Annotated in this window: 25 protein-coding genes; 9 read left to right on the top strand and 16 right to left on the bottom strand. The window is 49.0% G+C overall.

The annotated features are described in order from the left end of the window. The first annotated feature begins 17 nt into the window (after positions 1 to 17). Positions 18 to 1,199 carry an endonuclease/exonuclease/phosphatase family protein gene (locus AC27IB_RS12710; RefSeq protein WP_487121295.1) on the top strand — a complete coding sequence of 394 codons (1,182 nt, stop codon included), beginning with the start codon at positions 18 to 20 and terminating at the stop codon, positions 1,197 to 1,199. A gap of 205 nt (positions 1,200 to 1,404) precedes the next feature. After that, on the top strand, positions 1,405 to 1,896 hold the full coding sequence (locus tag AC27IB_RS12705; RefSeq protein ID WP_296053557.1) for a TIGR00645 family protein: 492 nt from the start codon (positions 1,405 to 1,407) through the stop codon (positions 1,894 to 1,896). Between the two features lie 66 nt (positions 1,897 to 1,962). Here AC27IB_RS12705 and AC27IB_RS12700 read toward each other — a convergent pair whose 3' ends face one another. Further along, on the bottom strand, positions 1,963 to 2,163 hold the full coding sequence (locus AC27IB_RS12700) for a hypothetical protein (protein ID WP_296053569.1): 201 nt from the start codon (positions 2,161 to 2,163) through the stop codon (positions 1,963 to 1,965). Positions 2,164 to 2,200: 37 nt separating this feature from the next. Continuing rightward, on the bottom strand, positions 2,201 to 2,377 hold the full coding sequence (locus AC27IB_RS12695; RefSeq protein WP_296053567.1) for a DUF1328 family protein: 177 nt from the start codon (positions 2,375 to 2,377) through the stop codon (positions 2,201 to 2,203). A gap of 236 nt (positions 2,378 to 2,613) precedes the next feature. Here AC27IB_RS12695 and yfbR point away from each other — a divergent pair, with 236 nt between their 5' ends. Then, positions 2,614 to 3,261, top strand: coding sequence for a 5'-deoxynucleotidase (gene yfbR, locus AC27IB_RS12690; protein WP_296053556.1), 648 nt, complete (start codon positions 2,614 to 2,616; stop codon positions 3,259 to 3,261). Between the two features lie 81 nt (positions 3,262 to 3,342). Here the strand turns inward: yfbR and AC27IB_RS12685 are convergent, their stop codons facing one another. The 10 genes from AC27IB_RS12685 to AC27IB_RS12640 form a co-directional block, all read right to left on the bottom strand. Continuing rightward, positions 3,343 to 3,879, bottom strand: a complete 537-nt coding sequence (locus tag AC27IB_RS12685; protein WP_487121292.1) for a DUF2569 domain-containing protein — start codon at positions 3,877 to 3,879, stop codon at positions 3,343 to 3,345. A 168-nt stretch (positions 3,880 to 4,047) separates the two neighbouring features. Continuing rightward, on the bottom strand, positions 4,048 to 4,470 hold the full coding sequence (locus AC27IB_RS12680) for a hypothetical protein (protein ID WP_487121290.1): 423 nt from the start codon (positions 4,468 to 4,470) through the stop codon (positions 4,048 to 4,050). 40 nt (positions 4,471 to 4,510) lie between these two features. Then, on the bottom strand, positions 4,511 to 5,086 hold the full coding sequence (locus tag AC27IB_RS12675; RefSeq protein ID WP_487121288.1) for a CC0125/CC1285 family lipoprotein: 576 nt from the start codon (positions 5,084 to 5,086) through the stop codon (positions 4,511 to 4,513). 181 nt (positions 5,087 to 5,267) lie between these two features. Then, positions 5,268 to 7,220 (bottom strand): response regulator, encoded by a 1,953-nt coding sequence (locus AC27IB_RS12670; protein WP_487121286.1) that lies wholly within the window; start codon positions 7,218 to 7,220, stop codon positions 5,268 to 5,270. A gap of 13 nt (positions 7,221 to 7,233) precedes the next feature. Continuing rightward, positions 7,234 to 7,686, bottom strand: a complete 453-nt coding sequence (locus AC27IB_RS12665; protein ID WP_296051523.1) for a response regulator — start codon at positions 7,684 to 7,686, stop codon at positions 7,234 to 7,236. Beyond that, positions 7,676 to 9,187 (bottom strand): sensor histidine kinase, encoded by a 1,512-nt coding sequence (locus tag AC27IB_RS12660; protein WP_487121284.1) that lies wholly within the window; start codon positions 9,185 to 9,187, stop codon positions 7,676 to 7,678. Before AC27IB_RS12660 ends, AC27IB_RS12665 begins: the two co-directional genes overlap by 11 nt. Further along, positions 9,184 to 9,426: a hypothetical protein gene (locus tag AC27IB_RS12655; protein ID WP_296051526.1), complete on the bottom strand. Its 243-nt coding sequence runs from the start codon at positions 9,424 to 9,426 to the stop codon at positions 9,184 to 9,186. The genes AC27IB_RS12660 and AC27IB_RS12655 overlap by 4 nt, the downstream gene beginning before the upstream one ends. A gap of 6 nt (positions 9,427 to 9,432) precedes the next feature. Further along, positions 9,433 to 10,767 carry a sigma-54-dependent transcriptional regulator gene (locus AC27IB_RS12650; protein WP_296051528.1) on the bottom strand — a complete coding sequence of 445 codons (1,335 nt, stop codon included), beginning with the start codon at positions 10,765 to 10,767 and terminating at the stop codon, positions 9,433 to 9,435. Between the two features lie 92 nt (positions 10,768 to 10,859). Then, on the bottom strand, positions 10,860 to 11,771 hold the full coding sequence (locus AC27IB_RS12645) for a LysR family transcriptional regulator (RefSeq protein ID WP_296051530.1): 912 nt from the start codon (positions 11,769 to 11,771) through the stop codon (positions 10,860 to 10,862). Positions 11,772 to 11,846: 75 nt separating this feature from the next. Beyond that, the gene (locus tag AC27IB_RS12640; protein WP_487121283.1) at positions 11,847 to 12,194 is read right to left on the bottom strand and encodes a rhodanese-like domain-containing protein; all 348 of its coding nucleotides are present in this window, start codon (positions 12,192 to 12,194) and stop codon (positions 11,847 to 11,849) included. A gap of 196 nt (positions 12,195 to 12,390) precedes the next feature. Here AC27IB_RS12640 and AC27IB_RS12635 point away from each other — a divergent pair, with 196 nt between their 5' ends. After that, entirely contained in the window at positions 12,391 to 12,690 is a 300-nt protein-coding gene (locus AC27IB_RS12635; RefSeq protein WP_123323223.1) for an ArsR/SmtB family transcription factor, read from the top strand. Here AC27IB_RS12635 and AC27IB_RS12630 read toward each other — a convergent pair. Together AC27IB_RS12630 and AC27IB_RS12625 are read right to left on the bottom strand one after the other, a co-directional pair. Beyond that, positions 12,687 to 13,361: a PRC-barrel domain containing protein gene (locus AC27IB_RS12630; protein ID WP_296051538.1), complete on the bottom strand. Its 675-nt coding sequence runs from the start codon at positions 13,359 to 13,361 to the stop codon at positions 12,687 to 12,689. The genes AC27IB_RS12635 and AC27IB_RS12630 overlap by 4 nt on opposite strands. A gap of 221 nt (positions 13,362 to 13,582) precedes the next feature. Beyond that, entirely contained in the window at positions 13,583 to 13,939 is a 357-nt protein-coding gene (locus AC27IB_RS12625; protein WP_296051540.1) for a MaoP family protein, read from the bottom strand. A 347-nt stretch (positions 13,940 to 14,286) separates the two neighbouring features. Here AC27IB_RS12625 and AC27IB_RS12620 point away from each other — a divergent pair, with 347 nt between their 5' ends. From AC27IB_RS12620 to AC27IB_RS12600, 5 genes are all read left to right on the top strand, one after another. Continuing rightward, positions 14,287 to 14,454, top strand: a complete 168-nt coding sequence (locus AC27IB_RS12620; RefSeq protein WP_296051541.1) for a hypothetical protein — start codon at positions 14,287 to 14,289, stop codon at positions 14,452 to 14,454. 100 nt (positions 14,455 to 14,554) lie between these two features. Beyond that, positions 14,555 to 15,397, top strand: coding sequence for a LysR family transcriptional regulator (locus AC27IB_RS12615; RefSeq protein ID WP_296051544.1), 843 nt, complete (start codon positions 14,555 to 14,557; stop codon positions 15,395 to 15,397). A 45-nt stretch (positions 15,398 to 15,442) separates the two neighbouring features. Beyond that, positions 15,443 to 15,796, top strand: coding sequence for a DUF2750 domain-containing protein (locus tag AC27IB_RS12610; protein WP_296051546.1), 354 nt, complete (start codon positions 15,443 to 15,445; stop codon positions 15,794 to 15,796). 285 nt (positions 15,797 to 16,081) lie between these two features. After that, the gene (locus AC27IB_RS12605; protein WP_296051549.1) at positions 16,082 to 17,383 is read left to right on the top strand and encodes a ribonuclease J; all 1,302 of its coding nucleotides are present in this window, start codon (positions 16,082 to 16,084) and stop codon (positions 17,381 to 17,383) included. Positions 17,384 to 17,662: 279 nt separating this feature from the next. Beyond that, positions 17,663 to 21,892, top strand: coding sequence for an EAL domain-containing protein (locus AC27IB_RS12600; protein ID WP_487121279.1), 4,230 nt, complete (start codon positions 17,663 to 17,665; stop codon positions 21,890 to 21,892). A gap of 66 nt (positions 21,893 to 21,958) precedes the next feature. Here the strand turns inward: AC27IB_RS12600 and AC27IB_RS12595 are convergent, their stop codons facing one another. Both AC27IB_RS12595 and AC27IB_RS12590 read right to left on the bottom strand, forming a co-directional pair. After that, the gene (locus AC27IB_RS12595) at positions 21,959 to 24,217 is read right to left on the bottom strand and encodes a xanthine dehydrogenase family protein molybdopterin-binding subunit (protein ID WP_296046658.1); all 2,259 of its coding nucleotides are present in this window, start codon (positions 24,215 to 24,217) and stop codon (positions 21,959 to 21,961) included. Further along, the gene (locus AC27IB_RS12590; RefSeq protein WP_296046660.1) at positions 24,214 to 24,681 is read right to left on the bottom strand and encodes a (2Fe-2S)-binding protein; all 468 of its coding nucleotides are present in this window, start codon (positions 24,679 to 24,681) and stop codon (positions 24,214 to 24,216) included. Before AC27IB_RS12590 ends, AC27IB_RS12595 begins: the two co-directional genes overlap by 4 nt. Between the last annotated feature and the right edge of the window lie 149 nt (positions 24,682 to 24,830).

Genomic DNA, 24,830 nt, shown 5'->3' with positions numbered 1-24,830 from the left:
TCTGTTTGCTATCGTCCATGTTTATGAATAAAACGCTTTTCACACTACTGCTGGCTTTTTTCTCCCTGCATTATGTTTACGCCGATACGTTGCGTGTTGCAACTTTCAATGTCAGCATGGAGGCCAGTAATTATCAACCGAAAGGGGTCTCAGCCAACTCCGGTGACGTTTTACTGACCCTGTTACAGTCAGGCGAGCATCCGCAAATTCGCAATATTGCCGAAATTATCCAACGGGTGGCCCCCGACATTATTCTGCTCAACGAATTTGACTATTACCCGAGTGCAACGCCCACGGCCATCTCGCTGTTTGTCAGTAAGTACCTGAATAAAAGTCAGCATGGTCAGGCAGCAATTGATTACCCTTATCAGTATATAGCGCCGGTGAATACCGGTGTGGCGACGCCCTTTGATTTAGACAACAACGGCAAGCAAACCGGAAATGCCGGTGATGCCTATGGCTGGGGGATGTATCCCGGTCAGTTTGGTATGGCGTTGCTTTCCCGTTATCCGATTGATGTGGCAGCGGTGCGTACTTTTCAGCGCTTTTTGTGGCGCGATATGCCTGGCGCACTAAAGATCAGTGACCCGGCCACCGATGACCCCTGGTTTACCCCGCAGGAGTGGTCAGCGGTAAGGCTCAGTTCTAAATCACACTGGGATATTCCGGTTTCGATTAATGGCGAAGTTCTTCACATACTGGCCATGCATCCTACGCCGCCAACCTTTGACGGGCCGGAAGACCGTAATGGTAAGCGGAATCATGATGAAATCCGTCTGATGGCTGATTACTTGTCACCTGAGCGGGCAGACTACATCTATGATGACAACGGCAAAAAAGGTGGTTTTGAAGGTTCGCGCTTTGTATTGGTGGGTGATTTCAATGCCGCCGACATAGGCGAAAAGCACCGGCCGGGCGTGATTGAACAGCTAACCCATCATCCTTTGGTTAACAGCAGCCTGATCCCGCAAAGTGAGGGCGGCAGTGAAGCGACAGAGGAGCCATTCAGCAGCCGTTATACCGCTTACTGGGGGGCTCGTGCTGATTATGTATTACCTTCTTCACAAGGCCTGAAAGTACAGGGGGGCGGGGTATTCTGGCCGTCGGAATCGTCGTCACTATACCGTCTGGTGAAAGACCGCCAGAGCAGTTCGGATCATCGACTGGTTTGGATGGACCTCGTCATTGAAGACGATTAAGGCCGACAGGAGCATTGATTTGCCGGACAGCGGACAGGCAAAAGAAAAGATACCTCAAAATTTACGGCTCTGATAAAATTATGCCGCCCTGGCACTGCCAGAGCGGCTGACATTCAGCGCTGTCTGCTAAGCCACTGCGTGCTCAGTGGCAGACGCTATTATTTATTCTCTTACAAGTATGTTTTTCCAACGCAGGAGGCCTGGTTTGGAAGTGTTAATTGAGCGTGTTATGTACGCATCGCGTTGGTTACTGGCGCCGATCTATTTTGGTTTGTCGCTGGCACTTATTGCCCTTGGCATTAAGTTTTTTCAGGAAATTTTTCATCTGCTACCCCATGTACTTGAAATCAGCGAAGCCGATATTGTGCTGGTGGTATTGTCGTTAATTGATATCGCCCTGGTGTCAGGACTGATTGTCATGGTGATGTTCACCAGCTATGAGAATTTTGTGTCGAGCATTGATTTAAAGGAAGGCACGGAAAAACTGGCGTGGCTGGGAACCCTGGACACCGGGACTTTAAAAAGCAAAGTTGCTGCATCAATTGTGGCGATATCGTCGATTCATTTACTCAAAATTTTTATGAACGCCAAGAATATCGAAAACGATAAGTTAATGTGGTATGTCCTTATCCATTTAACATTTGTTATTTCGGCTTTTGCCATGGGCGTGCTGGATAAGAAAAGTAAAAAGCATTAAATGCAAAAAGGGCAATGGGCGACCACAGAGTGTGGTGGCACATTGCCCTTCTTTAGTGGCAGCAGATTAACAATCGTCGTCTTCTGCTTCCACGCCTTCTTTAACGTCTTCACAGGCGTCTTCTACGGCATTACCTGCATCGGTTACTGCCTCATCGATTGCTTCACCAGCATCTTCGGCTTCACCGTCGCCACAGGCAATAACAGAACATGCGAATGCTGCGATAACGGTCATTTTCAGTACATCAAGTAATTTCAACGTTTTCATAATAATCTCCCTGATTGGTTATTGAGTCTGTAATTTACTAAGCTCTTGGGGCTTTGCCGCGAATGGCGCCAGCAACCAAAGAGATAACCAGTAATACTACAAATAAGAAGAACAGAAACTGTGCGATACCAGTTGCTGCACCTGCGATTCCACCAAAACCGAAAACTGCTGCGATGATGGCAATGATAAAAAATGTAATTGCCCAACCTAACATGATGTCTCCTTTAATTTCATCTAATGTCACAATGATATATGCTTATCTTGTGCCAATGTCTATGTTGTTGATAAATATGGTTAAATTTAATTCTGTGCTGAGCTGTCAGAGGAGGGGTGACAATTCGTTACAGGAGTGAGTGCATTTTTTACAGACTAACCAACAGGGGCAGGCTGACATCGCCGGCAATAAGGTTTAGGATCTGGTTTTATTGGCAAAATTCACCTGGAGAACTCATGGCTAACAGTCATTCCGCCTTTATCGGTCTTATGCAGCGCGCGCGCAATGTGAAACGCTGGCCGCTTATGGCACAGTTTCAGTCAGAAATGTTGTCTACCCATATTTACGAGGCAGCGGTGATTGCTCACATGCTCGGTGTGATTGCTAAAGAGGTCTATGGTGAAGCCATTGAGCCGGACCGGGTCGCGGCGATGGCAATTTTTCATGAAGGCAGTGAAATTGCGGGAATGAGTGATATCCCCAGTCCGGTAAAATATCACGATCCGGAAACGACTCAGGCAATTAAAAAACTAGAACGTCGGTTTGAGCAGATGCTGATTAAAACGCTGCCTGAACCGCTGCAGTCGAGTTACGAACCACTGATTTTACAGGATAAAAATGACGTGCATGTACGCTTAGCCAAAGCGGCTGATGTGTTATGTGCTTATTTGAAGTGTGACTATGAACTGGCTAAATCGAATCATGAGTTTTCCAATGCCATGGAAGAAATGGAAATTCAGTTAGAACGCTACCGAGAAATGCATCCTTGCGTGGATTATTTCTGTAAAGTGTTTTTAGAAGATGCCAAAGGCACGCTGGATGAACAAACTAAGGATCTGGACTGGGTGGAAAACGCCAATCAGGCAAATTTGAAGCATACCTGATTGTGACCAGACTAGCCCGGGCGGGCAAATAGAACCGCACGAGATTATCGATAAACGGCGCCTTGAAGGCGCCGTTTTGGTTTAGTGAGATGGCACCGCCGGTAACGCCGGCGGTGCGCCCTCATCGTCTTTAACAAAGGTCGTCTTAACACGCTCTGACATGAGCATATAGGGGATCCAGATGAGAGCTCCAATCAGTGTTCGAACCAACTCGCGGGTGGTGTTGGCGTCAAACATGGGTTGTTCCGGTAGCACGATGGAGACCAACCAGGCATCAGCGGGGATAAACACCAGTGAGGTCAGTACAATACCTATGTAAAAAGAGGGGAACAGCCAGTGTCGGGTAAAAAACAAATAGATTAAATACAGCGATGCCAGAAAGATCCCCAGATTTACCGTAATTTCGCCAACCAGCAGCGGCCCCCATAACGGGTGATACGCGGGAGAATCCTCACTGGTAAGCGCTGACCAGACATCGCTTTGCAGCAACGGTTGATAGGCAGGCAGCGTAGTCATTAGCAGCCGCACAGGGGAAAATACCACACCCAGTCCGACTAAAATTAACCATCCGCCTAATCGCCGCTTTTCATTCTGCGGGGCGTTATGTTGTTCTTCCATGATTTCTCCTCAACACTGTTCTGTGTAAATTGACTCGGCGAGTGGCAGGACTTACATAATTTCAGTAGCTTACGATAAAAAGACTGCACTGTCGCGTTAATTTTAGTTGCCAAAAACACCGTGGTTGAAGGACTTTAGGTAATAACCGTGGGGAAGATACCCACCGGCTCAGTTGTCTGAATGGCCGGCGAGTTCGCGACTGAGCTTTTCCAGACATTGCTGGTGACGGGTTGCAATGGTGCGTAAATTTAACGACAGCGGGGAGGGGGGCAGTGCGCTGAGGTTTTCCTTCAGACTCGCCAGCAGGCGTTGCTCTATTTCAATAAAATCGCTGACATGACGAATCGAGGGATAATGCTCCCGCATGGACTGAAATAGTTGCCCTGCCTCTTCCGATAGGGAGTAATCATGCTGGCTGTTGCCTTCTGCTTCCATAAGGCGCAGAGCGCGGAGCTTTTCGGCGCGTAATACCCGCAGGCATGCCCGCTGTTGGTGATGCAGGGTATTTTGCTGAGCCGTTTGGTATAACTCAGCGCCTTTGTTGAAAAGGTCTTTAAACATTTTGATGGCACATTTTTCGGTGTTCGACATAACCACATTTACACCTTAGCTTTTCTGACCTAAAAAATACTTATCTTAGTGGGATAGCATCTTGTGGGAGCGGTTTGAAACGACCAAACTGGATCGTCATCGCGTAAAACTGCACACCGGTATCTGTTACTTCGCCAGCAACCGGATTGGGTGTTGTTACTTGCTCACATCCCGACATCGTGCACTGCTGATTAGCAGGTAAAGCCGTGGCGTCGACCTCTCCGGTTACAGCGCCATCAACAGTGTTTGACTGGGGCGCTGCTGTGAGAACCTGTTGGTCAGTCATCGCCGGCATGGAAACTGACTCACTGGAAACGATACGGTACCAGGTATAATCCTGCTGTAACCCAATCTCCTGTGCCCGTTGCTGGCTGTATTGTTTCATCGTCTGTTCACTGGTGGCCGGATTCGCCTTAAACAGAATTTTATATTTATCTTCAGAAAGACGATGTGAAGAGTAGCCTTCCTCGCCGGCCGTAGCAGCCGCTTTATAAGGGGTAGCAGTCATGTTGGAACCAGCACAGCCGGTTAGCATACAGGTGGTGACGACGGCAAAGATTAATGCCCTGACCAAAGTGGCGTCGCTGAATAATCTGACTAAAAGTTGCATTTCCATTATCTTCGTCCTGTTCACGTCATTATCAGAAGTAGTACGTTGTATACAGAGAAGATAGCAACGGATATGCCAGTATTTAAATTTATACTAAGATTATGATTTTTAATTATTTTTTTGATAATTTAAGCGTTATCCTAACGGTTGATACCACACTTATTGTAAATCTTGCCGATCAGTAATTTCAAAAATTCAGCATGGCTAAATCATCTTTACTAACCGGCTTGAGCAATACCTGAGTCACCGGCAGGTCGGTGAGCCGGTCTTTGTCGGGTTCAGCGCCACTAATAATGGTGACTGTTAACGCCGGAGCGACTTCATTGATCGCTGCGGCAAGCTCGTAGCCGTCAGTATCCGGCAAGTGAAGATCCATCAGCACATGGGCATAATGTTCAGGGGCCCGGGCAATTTTCGCCAACGCTTGCTGGCCGTTGAGTGCAATATCTGCTTCGTAGTTGAGTGAGTTAAGCAGCAGGCTCATTAGTTCGGCGGCGTCTTCATCATCTTCAACCACTAAAAGGGAAGATTTTTGCTGCGCCCCAGTGACCTCTTTGGCTGGCGCGGGCTGGCTGGCAGGCAACAGGAAAGTACTGAGCACTTCACTGAGATCCTTGCGATCGATGGGTTTGGCTATGACATTGTCGAAACCTTCGGCTAGCAGGGATTCTCTGAGTCCCTTGCGGCTGGCGGCCGTTACGGCTACTACCGGCGTTTGAATGCCTGACGAACGCATGGCCTTTAAGCAATCAATCCCGTTCATCACCGGCATATGAATATCCATCAGCACCAGGTGAAAAGGCTGTTCGTTGTGTTCAGCACTGCGGATTTTCTCCAGTGCATCGGCACCGTTTTGGGCATAAGTAACCTGAGCCTGACTCATGCTGACCAGGCGGCCGGTGAGCCGGCGTATTTCCCGTAAGTCATCAACAATGAGCACGCGGCCATCGAGTTGTTGGTTAATTTTAAACTGCGTTGGAGGACGTGCCGGGGCTTCCAAATTCAACTGGATAAGATTTTGTTCCATGCTGCCTTCGGCTTTTATACAAAACCAAAATCGACTGCCTTCGCCCTGACGGGACTCGACCTTAATTTGCCCGCCCATACGGCTGACTAACTCATTGGAAATGGCCAGTCCCAGGCCGGCGCCGCCATGGTTAGCGTGGATCAAATCCTCGATTTGTTCGAAGGGTTTAAAAATAGTTTCAAGCTTATCCTGCGGCATGCCAATGCCGGTATCTTTGACGGAAAAGCACACCCGCTCGCTGGCCTTGTCGTATTCAACGTTAATGGCTACTTCGCCGGTGGCGGTAAACTTAATGGCGTTATTGACCAGGTTGATGAGGATTTGTCTTAAGCGCGTAGGATCGACCTTGATATACTCGGGAATTAACGAATTAGCGCTAACGGTTAACACCAGGCCTTTTTCACTGGCTTGCATCACCATAAGGCTGTAGAGGTCGGTTAAAAAGCCATTCAGATTAAGGGGCTGTGGTACCAATTCTAACTTGTTTGCCATGATCCGCGACATATCCAGCAGGTCGTTGAGCAGGCTTAATAAGTGTTTACTGTTATTAAAAATGGTCGACAGCTCACCGTTAATCCGTTCATTGCCGGGACTATCCAGCAACAGTTCGGTGTAGCCAAGAATGGAGGCCAGCGGCGTTCTGAGCTCATGGCCGAGGTGGGCCAGAAATTTATCCTTGGCTTTATTTTGCTGTTCGATGCGATTACGTTCCAGGCGCTCGGTTTCAATTTCACGCCGCACCAGCGCGTAGCGAATAGTGCGCATAAAACGTGGGGTGTCGATTTCGGCTTTCGTTAGGAAGTCCTCGGCGCCGGCCCGCATCACCCGATCGTCAACAATGCTGTCGGCCTGTCCTGTCAGCACAACCACCGGTATGGTAACCGATAACCCTTTTAATTTTTCCAGGACGTCCATGGCGTTTTCCTGGCCCAGCAGGTAATCGAGCAAACATAAATCGAAAGCATCCGTTTTGAGGTGCTCGATAGCCTCTTCACCGTTTTTGGCCCATACCAGGTCGAACACCGGCGACTGACATTGCGAGAGTGAATCAGCAGTTAGAAAATAATCGTCTTCGTCATCTTCAACCAGCAATATGCGGACGTGGTCAGTCATGGGTCATCAATGCCTATTTATTGTGGGGAAGTTCAACAAACTCTATCCAGTAGCGGCCGATAGCGCGCATCAGATCCACCAGCCCTTCAAAGTTGACCGGCTTGGTAATGTATGACGCTGCACCGAGGTCATAGCCTCTGACCATGTCTTCCTCTTCTTTTGAGGTCGTCAGGATCACAACCGGGATACTGCGTAAGTTGGGGTCTGCCTTGATATGCTGTAATGCTTCCCGGCCATCCATGCGGGGCATATTCAAATCCAGTAAAATTAAGCTTGGCCGGGGCGAGGATGCCGGATCGGAAAATTTACCTTCCCGTCGCAGGTATTCAAGCAGTTCAATGCCGTCCTCAACACAGTGTAAGTTGTTGAGTACCCGGCCTTCCTTTAACGCGTCGAACGCCAGCAATCTGTCGTCTTCGTCATCATCGGCCATTAATATCGTTATGGGTAAGCTACTATTCGGCATGGCTTATCACTCCCTGTTGTTGCAAATTAGTAAATGGTTGGCCGTCTTCAGGCAGGAAAAGTTCGAATTTCGCTCCCTGTCCGGGCTCACTAAAGGCTTCGATGGTACCATTATGGCGTTCGATAATGCGTCGGCAAACGGCCAGGCCAATACCGGTACCTTTGTATTCAGAACGCCCGTGTAAGCGTTGGAACGGGGCAAAAATCTTCTCGGCAAAGGTTTGCTCAAAACCAATGCCATTGTCTTGTAAGGTGAGTTTGAACCAGCTCAGTCCCGGTAATAAATGTAGCGTTTCCGCCTCGTTGTCGTCGATAGCTTCGTAGCCCAGGGTAATGTGTGGCGGCTGGTCAGGCTTGGTAAATTTCAGCGCATTCGACAGCAAGTTCAGAAACAGCTGGTTCATTTGTGAGGCGTCTGCTTTCATAACCGGCAAAGTATCAATTTCGATGTTGGCCTGAGACTCCTCAATGGTGATTTCGAGATCTTCAAGCACGGAACGCACGATCTCATTTAAATCTGTCTCCTCAAAGTCCTTACCACGGGTAGTGACCCGTGAGAAGGACAACAGATCACTGATGAGCATGGACATGCGTTCGGCGGCATTGAGCATGCGGCGCAAAAAGTCCTGCCCACGTTCATCCAGTGCGTCTCCATAACCGGTGCTGATCCGGTTACCAAAAGCTCGAATTTTACGCAGTGGTTCCTGTAAGTCATGGGAGGCAACAAATGCAAAGTCCTCGAGCTCGCGATTACTGCGGGACAATTCTTCGGCGAACACCTGCAGTTCTACGGTGCGCTCTTTTACCCGGGATTCCAGTACCAGATTATGTTGTTGCAGCTCACGCCTGTGTCTGATGGTTTCCCGGATATTCATGCGCAGCAACACAAAAATACTGATCACCAGCAAGCCAGTGGTTAGCGAGGAGATGATCAGGTTGGTCACCGAGTCTGAGCGGAGTTTGAGCAGTGAGTCAATGTGCTGTTGTTGTAATTCGTATTCCTGCCCGACAATGTCGGCGAACACGTTTTCGAATTCTCGGTAAAGCGCCAGTCCGACATCCGACTGAAAAATAGCAAGGGCTTCATCCTTGCGGCCCTGACGGGTCAGTTCGACCGTTTCAATGAGCTCAGACAGCTTGGCTTTCGATAGATCAATCAGTTGCTGAAGACGGACTTCCTGCTCGGTAAAATCTGAGCGGATAGCGTTGGCTTCCACCTGCTCTATGATGTTGTTAACTTTATCGAGGGTCTTTTCATAGTCAACCAGGTAGCGTTCCCGGTCGGCTAATAAAAAGCCGCGCTGACCGGATTCGGTTCGCAGCACGGCAAGGTGGAGGGTATTAATCGAATTGATAACCTGATTGGTCGTAAAGAGCCGCCGCTCCAGTGACGCCAGCTCATCCATGGTATGAATGGTATACGTAGAATTTGCGGCTATCACTATGATGACCAGGGTAACCAGCAATATCGAAGACGCTGTATTGCGGATTAAGGTCTTCATTCTATAGAACTGCCTGCATCGTTGTTATTCGGTGAAAACCCGGCCACCATGTCGCTGAGACTGTCACTGCAGTCCTTACATCCTGCAATAATTTTATCCAGCGCCGCCATGGCTTTGTCCGGAGGCACCGCCCCCTCGAGGGCTAGTTTGATAAGTTCAGACTGCATGGTTATGCGGTTTAAAGGCCGGCGGGCATCGTGCACAGCCTTTTGTAATTGTGCAAATTCACCTTCATCCATATCGTGTTATTCCGAATCGCTGTTTAAATCGCCATAGGCATGTAAGCGGTTATACAAGGTTTTTGTGCTGATCCCAAGCATTTCTGCCGCCGTGGTTTTATTGCCATCTACTTTTTCTAAGGTGGCGTAAATTAACTCTTTTTCAACTTCTTCGATGGTTCGGCCTGCTTTTAGCCCAGTCGACAGCGTCTGTTTTTTAGCAAAAGGTGACTCAATGGTTTTGGGTAATTCGATATCAGTACCTTGTGGATCGCTCATAATGGCCGCACGGTGAACAAAATGGCGTAATTCGCGAACATTGCCGGGCCAATCATAGGTTTGTAATTTTTCCAGCTGAACGGCCTGCCAGCGGAACTGACTGTCGTTCTCTTCATTTAACTGGTTAATAAAATACTCTGCGAGCAGAGGGATATCCTCTTTACGTTCCCGCAGCGGCGGTATAGTAATCGGGAAGACGGCCAGTCGAAAATAGATGTCTTCGCGCAGCACCTTACTTTCTGCTATTTCTTCCATGTTGCGGTTAGTGGCTGACACCACCCGGCAATTGACTGGCATCGCCTTGGTACCGCCAACCCGAATCACCACTTTATTTTCCAGTACCCGCAATAAGTTGGGCTGCATATCAATGGGCATTTCGGTAATTTCGTCGAGGAACAGAGTGCCGTTTTCAGCTTGCTCGAACACGCCCTCCTTGCGCCCCACAGCGCCGGTAAATGCGCCTTTTTCATGCCCAAACAGCTCGCTGCCGATAAGCTCTTTTGAAAATGCGCCGCAGTTGGTGGCCACATAAGTGCCTTCGCATTCCGACGCTTCGTGGATAGCCGCTGCGACGACTTCTTTACCCACGCCACTTTCACCCAACAACATCACGTTAGCTTTAGTCTTACTCACCCGACCAATCAGTTTGTACAGCTCCTGCATCGGTGCTGATTCGCCGATCAGTTGGCCAAAGTGTTTGGTTATTGCGGTAGTTGCGCGCTTGTTAGCAGGTTGCTTCTTGCCTTTTAGCACAGACTCTAAGTCTTCCCGTTGAATGGGTTTAACCAGATAGTCGATATTGGGACCGCACATATCTTTGATGATCCCTTTCACCGAAGGGTGTCCGGTGATCAAAGTAACGCGGGTTTGCTGCTCAGGTTGCAGAGACTCCATCAGGTGCAAACCTGATCCATCCGGCAACATAAAATCCAACAGAATATGATCAAAGGTTTCTTTTGAAAGCCAGTCGCGGGCTTCGGCGAGCGTTGACGCGGTTAATACTTCGTGACCAAGAAATTCAATAATTGTGCAGGCAACATCGGTAAATTCCGCGTCATCATCCACTAAAAGTACGGTTAACATTATCGCATCCTTGTAAGTCGGTTTTTTGGTCAATTTAACTGATACGACAATGGGTTACATTAAGTTCATCAGTGTTGACAAAATCTTTTTGATCAGTTGTTTTCGAGTGAGTCTGCACTGGGTAGCAGCATAGTTTGATAACGTAACTCACCAATGAATGCCCGGGCGGCCGGACCGAGCCGATCACCATCAGCAAAACACAGGTGTAACATGGCCTTGCGCAGACCGCCTTGTTCCATGGGAAGTGGCTTTAAGATGCCATCTTCAAGTTTATCGCTGATAATTGCAAGGGGTAACCAGGCAAAACCGAGGCCCTGACTGATGATATCAATGGAGGTGCGTACGTGACTAACCGTCCAGCGTTGCTCAGCGCCCAGCCAGCCTGATTCAGCCTTGCGCTCGGTGGACGAGTCGCGAACCACAATCTGGCGGTAACTTTTTAAATCATCGAGGTTCAGGGTGCGGTTTAATTCGTGTAACGGGTGCGACGGGTGAGCAACGGCAATAAACTCAATATCACACAGGTCTTCACTAAAGCCATTAGGGTAGGGGAATGGGGAAATGCCAATATCAACATCGCCATCCTTCAGCAGAGTGTTGGCGCCATTCAATACGGTCTCCATCAGCTCGATACGCAGTAATGGGTATTCCTGGGATACCTTGTTTAAGGCGTGGTAAAGCATTTGTGGCGGGAAGATAATATCCGCTGCTACACGCAAATAGGTTTCTATGCCGGAAGTCAGACTGCTGGCGACGCTTTCTATTTTGTGGGCTTCTTCCAGCAGGAAACAGGCCCGGCGGTACATCAGCTCACCGGCCTCGGTTAGCGTGACCCGGCGACCTTCGTTCAGAAATAGCGTGAGATCAAGGGCATGTTCCAGCTTTTGCACCGCATGGTGAATACTGGACTGACTTTTATGGACCTGCTCAGCGGCCTGATTAAAACCGCCGGCTTCGACGACGGCCTTAAACATGCGCCACTGTTCAAGGGTGGCTTTTAACATACCGGGTAAACTCCACGAAAAACTGACTTAAGCCATCAGCTTATTGTTTTTTGCGAGCTTACACCGGTTCTCAGATTAGTTAAATGCCTTTTGAATGGTCGGAACATCGCAAGTCATTACCGCTACGTGCTGGTAACCCATTTTCGCAAGCTGTTCGGCAGCTAGCATGGCCCGGGCACCGGAAGCACAGTGGAGAAATATGGGGGTGCCGGGATCTTTAACCAGTTCCAGCATTTTCATTTCCAGTACGCCGCGGGGAATATTGATTGCGCCGTTTGCCGGTGAGTTGGCATGTTCCGCCGGTTCTCTGACGTCAATGACATAGCCATTAAGCTCGGCACGTTCTTTGGCGGCTTCTGCAGCCGTAATCTTGCGTGGTGCGGGCTCAATGGCCGCTAAACGCTCAGGAATGGTTAATAGCATGGTATCCTCTTGTACAATGAAATTATATTAGCTAAAGCTAATATTGAGGGTTGTTCTTGTCAACAGCAATTGTTAATGAGATAACTAACGCCAATTTTGTGATATTAAATGATAACCAGTACTTGCTTAGGCGAACGCTTTGGCGTTCAATATGCCCATAGCGTGCAGTCAGCCTGAACAATACAAGGTAATAGCTATGGATCCAACGCAAATGCTTAGCCGCTCCGAAGAAGCTGAGCAATTTTTAAAACAACTCTCCAATAAGACGCGGCTAATGGTGCTTTGTTCTCTGCTGGAGGGCGAACGCTCGGTAACCGAATTACTCGACGATGTGCCGGTGACGCAACCGGTCCTGTCGCAGCATCTGGCGTTACTCCGTGAAGCCGAGTTTGTTGCGACCCGCCGCAGTGGCCAAACTATTTATTACCGTCTGGCGGACAATCGTATTATTCAGATTATGAATCTGTTGTACGGTTTCTTCTGTGCAGACGATTAGTCTGCACTCACCGCGCCCTCAAGTTCTTTTTTACTGATATCCAACTCTATTACATGACCGGCCCAGTCAATGTGCCTGATGTGCCGGCTGTCTATTTTGACCCGTTTACCGCCGGGTAACCAATCGTTTAAGTTGATGATTAAATGGCTGACCGACCATTGCGGGAGCTGAATGATAAAGTCTTCAACATGACCTGTCTGAGCATCGCTCAGGGCTATGGTATAGCCGGTTAACTCGTCGCAGGAACGCAGGTGAGAGTTGTCTTTCCGCTCGGCTATGTGGTCTTCGATGTCACTATTGACCAGCTCCAGCGGATGGGCGTACTCGCCCCAAGCGCCCGGACCTGTCCAGTAGTATCCGTAACCAAAATACTGATAAAACAACGATTCGTATTCGCGGGAAACTGGCTGGTGCTCCTCAAGAGAAGGGCTGTTTTTTAACGCTTCGCGGGTAAGGGAAACAGCCATGGTTTCTTCGTCGGCTTGCAGATTATCAATCGATATTGGCGTAATGACCACCTTGCGGCTTAACGGCAACCAGGTATTGGTGTCGGCGACAATGTATCTGACGATCCACTGTTCATCGTCAATCAGAAGATCCTGACAAGCGCCAATGTCGCCGTCTGTTGCATGAATAGAATAATGACTTAATTGCGAGAAACGCGTTTCCATAATTACCTCCTTGCTTTACTTATCATCACGCCTGGCTTAGCAAACTAATCGGACACAAATTGATAAGGTGTGGCGCACCGGACGGATCAATAAAACGCTCAGATGATGGTCTTGATCTCGTCTTTACTGTGAGTGTAGACAGGAGATATAAAAAAAGACAGCCGGCAGTCGGTTGACTGCCGACGGGTGTATGATGAATGACGGGTATACGGCGGTGCCTGTTAAGCTACATCAAACTCGTCGTCAGAATAATCTTCATCGTAATCAGACTGATTACTTGCTGAACTGTGTAAGGTGTAAAATTGCTTGCGGTTACGCGCCAGTCTGATGTATTTCAACCAGGCTTTCTCCAGCAGGCTGGAGGCTTGCTCTTCGCCTTTTAACACCGCAATGAAGCGTTGTTCTTCGGCGTTTTCAGGGCTCAGTTCGCCGGATTCCAAACCGGCCAGGCTTTTGCCATAGGCACTCAGTACATCGGCTTCAGGAATACTAAAGTCGCCTGACTTACGGAAACCGTAAGGAAAGTGCTGGCGGTCAATAAATTGCTTTGCTGGTACACGTATATCTGTCGTCTTCATGATACGAATTCTCTTAGTTGAGTAATTTCGTGCACTTTTAATTTATAAAACAGCAAATGAAAAACAAAAAATTTTTGCCTTCACAATAAAAAAAATTGTTTCACAAAACTGCCATCTTTCTGCGCAGAAAATTAACGGTGTAAACCAGTCATGGTAAGGGCTTCACAGCCCCTTGCAGAGCTGGGATGAGTCCGTTTAACCAGCGACGATGTGAGGCAGGAATACCCGGGTTGGTTAAAAAACAATCAGAAATAAAGTTTGTCGTGACGATAAAAACTATTCATTTCCTATTTTTTAACAGCGAGGAATAATAACTAGGTTAGTGTTCAACCAAACCAGAGAAGACAATGAGTAAAGACTATCGTTACCAGCGGGAAGAATGGGACTCGGTAGATGACGAGGATAGCGGTGATCACCGCAAAGACCATAAACGTCAGCAATCTATGAAAGACAAAAAGAAGGCGTTACAGCGACGCGATAAACAGCGGCGTGCTCAGCACGATACTTTCGAATAGGCGCTAAATAAAAACGTGCTTCCCAGCACGTTTTTATTTTACTTTACGGGCAACTTATGCCAGCTTATGCGTATGGACGAGAGTCATAGTACGTATAAGCATGGACATTCGTTTTCTGACCACATTTGTAGAAGTTGTAAAAACACGTCATTTCGGCAAAGCTGCCGAGAATTTATATCTAACCCAGTCGGCGGTAAGTGCCCGAATCAAGCAGTTGGAAGAGTATTTCCATACGACCTTGTTTGTGCGCCATCGTAATAGTATCCAGCTTACACCTGCTGGTGAGCGCTTGTTACCTTATGCTGAGCAGCTTAGTGCTACGTTGCAACAAGCTAAGCAAGAACTGCAACGTGAAGCCGGCGAGTATCTGGTATGCGGGGCTGGCCAGTTAAATAATGAAATCTGGATGCCGGAATTACTCAGGCAAATCCACGCTGCGTTTCCCGAGTGGGCGATAAAAGCGGAGGTCTTGCCTTCTGAGCAGATTTCCCGGCAGCTGCACGACCGCAGTATTGATATTGCTTTTTCCAGCGAGCCGCTTAAATCGGAAGAATTTACCGGACAACTCCTCAAGGCCATACCTCTGGGGTTGTTCAGTATTAATCAGGTTGAAGTGGATACGGCACCGGAACAGTTTGTGTCGATAGACTGGGGAAGCAAAGCCCGCGATGAATTGTTGACCCGTTTTACCGAATACCGCGATGCCAAGTTCACCACTAACTCGCTGCGTCTGGCCTTAGCCACATTGCAGCAGGAGGGCGGGGTAGCTGTGTTGCCCGTGGGCCTGGACTGGTCTCAGTGGGGATTGGAAAATGTACGTTGCATTGATCATTTTACCCATGCACAGTGTAAGCTTTATATGTATTACATGAAGTCTGTCAGACGATCGATTGTACCTGATGTGGTAAGTGTGGTGAGTCAACACTTTACCCAGGACAGTTAAACAGAGCGGAATGCTCAGCCTGAAATGAATATAAAGAGAACAACAATGCTCAAAGACGACGAATTTATTAACCTCAATGCCGATCAACGCCTGGCAACGTTTTTTGCTACCGTGAAAGAGCAGGGTGAGTTATTTATTCTTAATGATGCCGATGGCTGCGTCATGCTAACCTCAGACGATGAGGAAGGGGTACCGGTTTGGCCGACTGCCAGCCTGGCCAGCATGTGGGCCGACCAGGAGTGGGAGCACTGCGAACCAAAATCAATTAGTCTGGACGTCTGGCTGGCACGCTGGACAGGTGGATTATCCCGTGACTTCCTCAATGTCATCATTGCCCCTATGCCAGCGGAAGAAAGCGAACTTATGGCACCGGAAGACTTTGCAGAGAAGCTCGCCTGAGCTGAACTATAATCTGCATTCATCGTACTAAGAACCAGGATGTGTTGACTTTACTGATTAAAGTCAACGACATCCTTGGTTAATACCCACATAATCACGGTGTTCATTGTCGCGTAATCTCCGGTTTTAACTGGCGCGGTGAAATATTCCGGCGGGCAACATTCGTCAACAACAGACAGACGGCAGCAGAGCGCTCAGGAGGAGACCATTTCAAGCTTTTCAACCTTAATACCCGGTGCTAACGATTTGTGGTTCTTGCCCCTGGGCGGAACGGGTGAGATTGGCATGAACCTTAATCTGTATGGCCACGATGGCCAGTGGTTGATGGTCGATTGCGGTGTCACGTTTGATGAACCTCTTACCCCCCCCTATATTGAGCCGAATGCCGGTAGCAGACATCATGTGGTTGCACCCGATCCGGCTTTTATTGTTGAGCAGCGCGATAAACTGGCCGGGCTGATTATTACCCATGGTCATGAAGACCATGTTGGTGCGGTGGCGGCGCTGTGGCCTCGTTTGCGGTGCCCGGTCTATGCTACCCCATTTACCGCAGAAATATTGCAACGAAAGCTCGGCCAGGCCGGACTTGCCGGCAAAGTGCCCGTGCAGGTGGTGCAACCAGACTCAACACTTACCGTTGGGCCTTTTAAGTTGTCGTGGCTGGCGATTACCCACTCCATTCCTGAGCCTCAGGCGTTGTTACTGACGACGTCAGCAGGTACCGTGCTACATACTGCAGACTGGAAAATTGATGCACAACCCATTAGCGGGAAGCCTTTCGATGCGGGGCTTTACCGACAACTGGGCGAAACCAATTTACTGGCGCTGGTGGGTGATTCAACCAACGCTGTTAAACCGGGTTTTTCCATTTCTGAACGCATTTGTGCTGAAGGCCTCAACACCGTCATTAAACAAAGCACCGGCAGGGTGGTTGTGAGTTGTTTCGGCAGTAATATTGCCCGACTGATTTCGTTAGCTAAGATTGCACAAAAAACCGGACGCTACCTGGCGTTGTTGGGCCGTTCGCTGGAAAACATGCTGGGCGTAGCCAGAAAAACGGGTTACTGGCCAGACGATCTGGAAGTGATAGAGAAAGCACATATTGGCTATTTGCCGCCGGAGGAAGTGCTGGTGGTGGCAACCGGTAGTCAGGGCGAACCCCGGGCAGCGCTCAACCGTATGGCAATCGATGCCTCGCCGTATTTTGAACTGGAAGCTGGTGACACCGTTATCTTTTCCAGTATCGTGATCCCCGGTAATGAAAAAGCGGTGGAGCGCTTGCTCGAAAAGCTGCATAAAAAAGGCGTACAGGTGGTTTTATCGGAACACAGTGACGTGCCCATTCACGCCAGCGGCCATCCTTGTGTTGAAGAGTTAAAACTGATGTATCAGTGGACCAAACCACAGATTGCCATCCCGGTGCATGGTGAACCTGAGCATCTTGAAGCCCATGCAACGGTCGCCCGCGAAATGGGGGTAAAGCGAACCTATGTTGGTCGCAATGGCGACTTGTATTTACTCGCACCACAACCGGGGATCCGCCGTTCACGGGTAAAAACCGGACGGATTGCCCTCGACCAGTCCTGATTATCCGGCTGATGCCGGTGAGTTTTAATCCCTTTCCTGACTATAAATTATGAATACCTGATAGTGAGACTTTTAGTCGCTGAGCGGCTGGTTGAGGGGGATTTTTACGCCCAATGTATAAAAATTACTCCCAAGCCGCGTTTTATAGGCCTAACAAATACAATTAATGGCGTTTATATGCTATGAATAATAGGTCTGATAAGGCATTCACGCCTCAGACTGCATAGCTTCATTATTCCAGGAACAAATAATAATATCCCGGGCAAACGGGGAAGGTTGATGATATTAATGGTTAGTAGTTGGTTGTTTTCCAAAGTGTGTCGCTGTCTGCTGTTTTGCTGCCTGGTGATTGGGGCGATGCAAACGGCTCAGGCTGACAACCTGAACAGTGAGCCTCTGGTAGGGCAACCGCTGGGGACCGTTTTGTCTACCCAGCAGGGTCTTAAACAAGACAATATTCAGGATTTGGTCATTGATAATGACAATTTTCTGTGGGTAGCCACCGATGGCGGACTCGACAGATTTGACGGCCATCGGGTGGAACATATTGCCGGGGAAGACGGATTACTGGCTTCCACGCCCATTCAAAAACTGTTTCTGGACAGCAAAAACCGGTTATGGATAAGTACCTACTACCGCGGCCTTTATCTGCTGGATTTGGCGACCAATGAACTCAGGGTCGTACTGGAACTTCCGCAACTGGATATCCCCGATTATAAGCAGTCCGCAGAGCAATTTATCGAGTTAGCCAATGGCGATATGTTGATTTTGTTCGGACAGTCTGTGGTGCTTTACGATACCAGTAGAGCGTCACACGAGGTGCTTTACGAAATTAATGTGGAGGAGAAAGGTCGTATCCGGTATTTAAGGGATATGTTGTTAGTCGACAACATGTTGCTGATTGCATCCTCCGAAGGATTAATGCTGGCAGATTATTCAGCTCAAAAGCTGAGTTTTAAGCACCTCGAACACCGTTCTGATATGGAATTTAACCAGGATAATGGTAACACCAAAAGGTTACTACTGGACGATAGCGGGGAGCTATTGGTGGCAACCGTTTCGGGCTTATTTACTATGCCCTGGGAGTCAGTTAAGCAGGCACTTCGCGGTGATGGTCTGGTTAAGGACGCTAAGTTACTCATCAGTGAGCGCAACATCTGGGATATGGAAACTCAGAACAATGATTTAATTTGGTTGGGGTCAGACATTGGTTTGTTACAAATGGTGCGGACGGACGACGGATGGCAGTCTTCTTACGTGCTCGAACCATCCACCGGGGATGTGGCGCTGTCACGCTCTGATGTACGCTCAATTGCGCTGACTTCAGATAACAATCTGTGGATTGGATCCTACCTTAACGGTGCTTTGTTTTGGTCTCCAAGTAGCTTCAATTTTACAGTGGTACAAAATCAGGGCGCTAAACAACCACTCAGTGACAATGTGGTGTGGTCGATTTATGAAGACAGTGATCAGGTGCTGTGGATAGGCTCAGATAATGGACTTACCCGCTACGACCCGGTTAGCGGAGAAAGTCAGTTTTATGTGGTCCTGGACGGCATTCCCCAGCCTTATAGTATCCACACCATTGATAAAATAATGCCAGCGCCCGAGCCAGACAAGCTCTTGCTTGCTACCTATAGCGGCATACTGCTTTTCGACAAAGTGAGCGGTGACTATGAACGTCTGAACTTTGGTCTCAGCCCTGAAGAAGCAGATTACGTGGGCGGCGCCACATTCGCAGCGGATGGACAGCTGTATTTTTACGCCAATCACTTCTACCGCTATAACTTTGACACTGAGACCCTGACACGCCTGGACTCCCTCGAAGATCAGATTGTGTTTAATTCCGTCGGTAACTTTATTGGTATTAATCCCCTTGATGATCAGGAATTGCTTTTAGCGACCTACGATGGGTTGTGGAGTTTTAATATCAACACACAGGAAGCCCGCCAGTTACACCATTTACCTGAACGAATGGTTAATACGGAGTTGTGGCCGGATGCAGTGAATCTCGACGGTCATGTACTGTGGGTTGGGTACCCCGGTTATGGGCTCGTTGGTCTCGACGCGACTACCTATAAAGAGCGTTATCACTTTGGCCACGATACCCTCGGACAGGCCGTTGTGTTATTCGATCTGCTGGAAGATGATGACGGCTATTTTTGGTTTAGCTCATTCAACGGCATCCATCGCTTTTCATCCACCGAGCTTACTTTTACGCAGTATGAATACGGCCGGGAGCTCATCATTGCAGAGTTCAACCAGGGGGCCAATGCTAAATTAAAAGATGGCCGTATGGTGTTTGGCTCGCCGAAAGGGCTGGTATTTTTTGACCCCCATCAATTAAACCAAATCAAACAATCACAGCTGTTATCGGATGAGTCGCGGCAAATGGTGATCACCGGAATCCAGTTATCGTCGCGAAAATTAAAACTTCCCAAACAAAACCTGGCCAATACGCATTTGCAGCTGTCCCATGATGATTACGGCCTGACCATTGAGTTTTCTTCCCTTCAGTACCATCAGGATCGAGACGCGCAATATAAGTATGTGCTTAGCAAGGGCAAACAGATTCTGAGTGAAGATATTACCCAGGATACCCGGGTAATATTGCCTTCTTTAGCGGCTGGCGACTATCGGTTTGAGGTCATGCCGGTGTCTCAGGCCCAGGAGCGGACACTTTTACCGGCCAGTCTGACTATTCACATGGCATATCCGCCATTTTGGTCACCTCTGGCATACACGGTTTACGCCCTGATTGTGGTGGGATTACTGGGTGCTTACCTGGTGAGTCGTCATCTGCAAATATTGCGGTTAAAACAAGCCCAGCAGCAAGTTAAGTTGTTTGGTAATGCGTTTCGCCATACCAGTGACTGGGTGGTTATCTTTGATGACTCGCACTTGCCGGTTGCGGCCAATCCGGCTTTTGAGAAAGCCTTTGGTATCAGCGACAAAGAGCGCCTTGACCGGCAACTCTACCGGGTCTATCAGCAGGTGCCGAAACTGGAAGCACAACTGTCGGGGCATCTTAAACTGCTCAGTGATGATGCGGTCTGGAAAGGGGAAGAGCGTATCCAGATGCCGGATGGACGTCAGTATGATGTATTGATTGACATTAATCGTATGATGGATGAAAAAAGCGGCGAGGATATTCATTATCTGGTGGTGATTTCCAATATCACCGAACAAAAAAATGCCGAGCGCAAACTGGTTAAAATTGCCAACTTTGACAATCTTACCGGGCTGGTGAATCGTAGCCTGTTGCTCGATCGCCTGGAGCATGCCATTGACTCTGCTGCCGCTCATCATCATACCGTTGCGGTGCTGTTTGTTGATTTGGACCGGTTTAAAGGCATAAACGATTCGCTGGGCCATGACTACGGTGACAAGCTGCTCAGAGTTATCGCCAACCGCATGCTTAATCAGGCATCAAAAAGTGACACGGTTGCCCGTTTAGGCGGCGATGAATTTGTTATTGTGATGGAAGAGGTTGAGAGTGAATCGGCAGTTTCCAGCTTTGTCGCGCAACTGATTGAGTCCATCGAAACGCCCATTTCACTCGGCAAAGAAGTGTTGCGGGTGTCCTGTTCTGTTGGCATTTCATTTTTTCCGGATGATGCAACCGATCCGGCTGAGCTGTTGAAACAGGCGGATGTTGCCATGTACACGGCGAAAAAGAATACCCTGAGTGCGTTTATCTATTACACCAAGGAAATGAATGAGCGCGCGATAGAACGACTGGCACTGGAAAACCGGGTGAAGTCGGCTTATGAAGAGCAAATATTCGAAAACTATTATCAGCCAATTGTTAACCTTACAACCGGGAAGACCGAGGGCGTCGAATTACTGTTACGCTGTTTTTACAACGGTGAGTGGATATCGCCGGCCGCTTTCATTCCGGTGCTTGAAGAATTACGCCATATTATTGAAATTACGCGTAAAGCCACTGATGCGGCGATCACAGATTTACAGCAATGGTACGCAGAAGGCTATACCGGGTATGTTTCGATAAATCTGTCTGCACTGCACTTTAAAACGCACTTTGATTTGGAATATATAGAGCAACGACTTCAAGAGGCGGGGTTACCCCGTTCTGCGCTGCGCTTTGAAATTACGGAAGGTGTGTTGATTGATAAATCTGACGAAGTCTTACATGAGTTAAAACGTATCAGGGATGCCGGTTTTAAACTGGCACTGGACGATTTTGGCACCGGCTACTCTTCGTTAAGTTACCTGCGCCGGTTCCCACTGGATGTGCTTAAAATCGATAAAAGCTTTATCGATGACGTGAAAGAAAGTGTTGAAGAAAACGCGTTGGTTCAAACCACTATTAACCTGGCGCTCAGTTTGAAGATGGACTGTATCGCAGAAGGCATAGAGCACAGCGAGCAGGTTCAGTATTTATTGAATCATGGCTGTTATCGTATGCAGGGTTTCTTCTTCTCGCGGCCGGTGAATGCCGAGGATATCAGGCCATGCCTGTGTAAAACCTGGTCGCCGCCAGATTAATCATTCATTTGGATCAAAAAAAGCCCGGTCATTTGGAAGTGACCGGGCTTGTTGGTTTTTTCGCTATCAGGCCGTTTTGATATTCAACGGAATCGGTAAATTACGGAATCGTTGGCCGGTAGCAGCAAACAGCGCATTGGCCAGTGCCGGGGCCGCAGGTGGCGTTGGTGGTTCACCCACACCGCCGGGCAGCGCCTCGGTTTCAATGATTTCCACATCAATACTCACCGGTGTTTGCGGCATCCGGGCAACCAGGTAATCGTGGAAGTTGCTCTGCGTAACTTCCCCATTGAGTGCAGTTATCTGGCCAATGGCGCAGCTAATACCGTAAATCAGGCCGCCCTCACACTGTGCTTTAACATGGTCAGGGTTCACCACGGTTCCGGCATCTATCGCTATCCAGGCTTTAGGAATCGTCCATTCGCCACGACTGTTTACCTTTACTTCTATTACCGCTGCTGAATAACTCAAAAATGAACGGTGCGCTGCCAGACCTAAAAAGCGGCCCTGTTGCTCACGCTTATCCCAGTCTGCCATGTCGGTCACTTTATTGATGACATTTTTCAGTCTGGCCGTGTCTACCGGATATTCGTTGAGGTCGTCACCATAGTTGCCATATTTGGCATTGCTCGCGGCAAAATCAATATGCCGGTCCTTACCAATCAACTGTAGCAGGAAGTCTTTGTGGTCAACCTCGGTCTGATGGGCGAGCTCGGCAACAAATGATTCTTTAGCAAAGGCATGGTATACGTTTGCCACACTGCGCATCCAGCCAATGCGGACATGAGCATTGGCTTCACCGCGCTCAAGCTGCAGGTTGGGAACGTCAAAAGGCGTATCCAGATGGCCCAAATCCAGCTCGCCATCACTGGGCTTATTCGCAGCCGGATTAAAGGTGGATGAAATGGGCGGAAATACGGTTTTGTGATACCAGCCGGTAACCTGATTATCGGCGTCGAGCGTGGCGCTTAAGCGCTGACCGCTGACCGAATGATAATAGCCGTGTTTAATGTCGTCTTCACGACGCCATACTACCTTCACCGGCCGGCCTGCTTGTTTGGCAAGTAAAGCGGCTTCCACGGCAAAATCGGGTTTCGCTTTCCGTCCGAATCCACCGCCCAGCAGGGTGACATTAATCGTCACATTTTCAACCGGCATTTTGAGCGCGCCAGCCACCTGCTGACGAGCTGTCTGAGGCGATTGTACACACGCCCAAATCTCAGCGCTGTCTGCGGTGACTACTGCTGTGGCAGCAGGGGGTTCCATTGGCGCCTGAGCCAGGTGAGGCGCATAGTAACTGGCATCCACTACTTTGGCGGCGTCGGTGGTGGCCTGAGCAAAATCGCCCAGTTTGCGGACTACCTCACCGGGTTTTGCTGCATTGTCGAGCAAAGCCTGCTGGTAGTCATCTGAGTTATAACTGGCATTGTCACTGGTTTGCCACTCAGTTTTCAGCGCGTTACAGGCTTGCCAGGCCAGCCAGGTATTGGTTGCCAGGACGGCAATACCACCAAGTGGGTTAAACAGTGCCGGAGCTGACGCGGCAGGCATGTCTATAACATCCACTACGCCGGCCATTTTTTTGACTTCAGCCTGATTGGAAGATTTAATGCTACTGAATAACACCGGCGGTCGCTGGATAACGGCATAGAGCATATTGTCCATGACAATGTCCTGGCCATAAACGGCAGTGCCTGTTGTCATACCGGTCAGATCGACACTGGGAACGGCCTTGCCGATCTGCGTCCAGTTGTCGCGGGCTTTAAGTTTTAAATCACCCTGCTTGGGCACCGGCAGTTTCGCCGCTACGCCAACCACGTCGGCAAATGGCACTTTACGGCCGGTTGGCTTGTGCACAACAAAGTGATTTTCAGTGACACATTCATATGGGTCGACCTGCCAGCCCTTGGCTGCCGCGGTACACAGCATTAATGCTGCGGTTGCACCAGCTTCCCGGAGGCGCTGAAAGTTGCGTCGCACACTGCGTGAACCATCCGTGTTCTGATCGCCGTATTTGGCATCTCCGGTGGCCTGCTTAATCGTGACCTGTTGCCAGTCAGCCCCGAGCTCTTCCATCATGATCTGTGGGATACTGGTTCGCACCTGCTGACCCATCTCTGAGCGGTGGCAGGTGATTTCCACTTTGCCATCGTCGGCAAAGCTAATGAAAACGTTGGGGGCAAAGTTGTCAGACTCGGGCGCGTTGGCGAACATCGCGTGCCCACGAGTGGCCGGTAACAAGGCCACGCCCAGGGTAAAGCCTGAGGCTGTAACACTGCGTTTTAGAAACGTCCGGCGGGATTGGGAAACAGTAGAATCACTCATTCGGTCACCTTCACAGCAATAGACTCAGCAGCAGACTTAACCGCCGCGCGAATACGGGGATAGGTACCACAGCGGCAAATATTACCCGACATGTGGGATTCGATTTGTTCGTCAGTCACTGGCTTCTGCTTATTGACCAGCGAGGCAGCCTGCATCATCTGACCGCTCTGACAATAGCCGCACTGAGGTACATTATGTTCACGCCAGGCCTGCTGGACCGGGTGCGAGCCATCTTCTGAAAGGCCTTCTATGGTTGTGACCGCTTTGTCACCAATGGCTGCCATGGGTAACTGGCAAGAGCGGGTGGGTTCGCCGTCCAGGTGCACAGTACAGGCACCACAGAGGGCCATACCGCAGGAATACTTGGTACCGGTCATTTTGAGTTCATCACGGATGAACCAAAGCAACGGCATACTGGGATCCCCCTGGTAGTCAAACTCCTGTTTATTGATAGTGACTTTCATAACGTTCCTCTTATTATCCCTGACGGTAGTGTCGCTAATTGAGATTAGATCAACATGATACCGTTGATGATTCAATAAAAACGGGTTAAACAACGGGAAACCACGATTAATTCCGCCCGATTAAAACAACTGTTTTAACCCATTTAAGC

The sequence above is a fragment of the Alteromonas sp. 4NH20-0104 genome (assembly GCF_057547795.1).
This window is presented reverse-complemented; position numbering and strand designations above follow the sequence as displayed.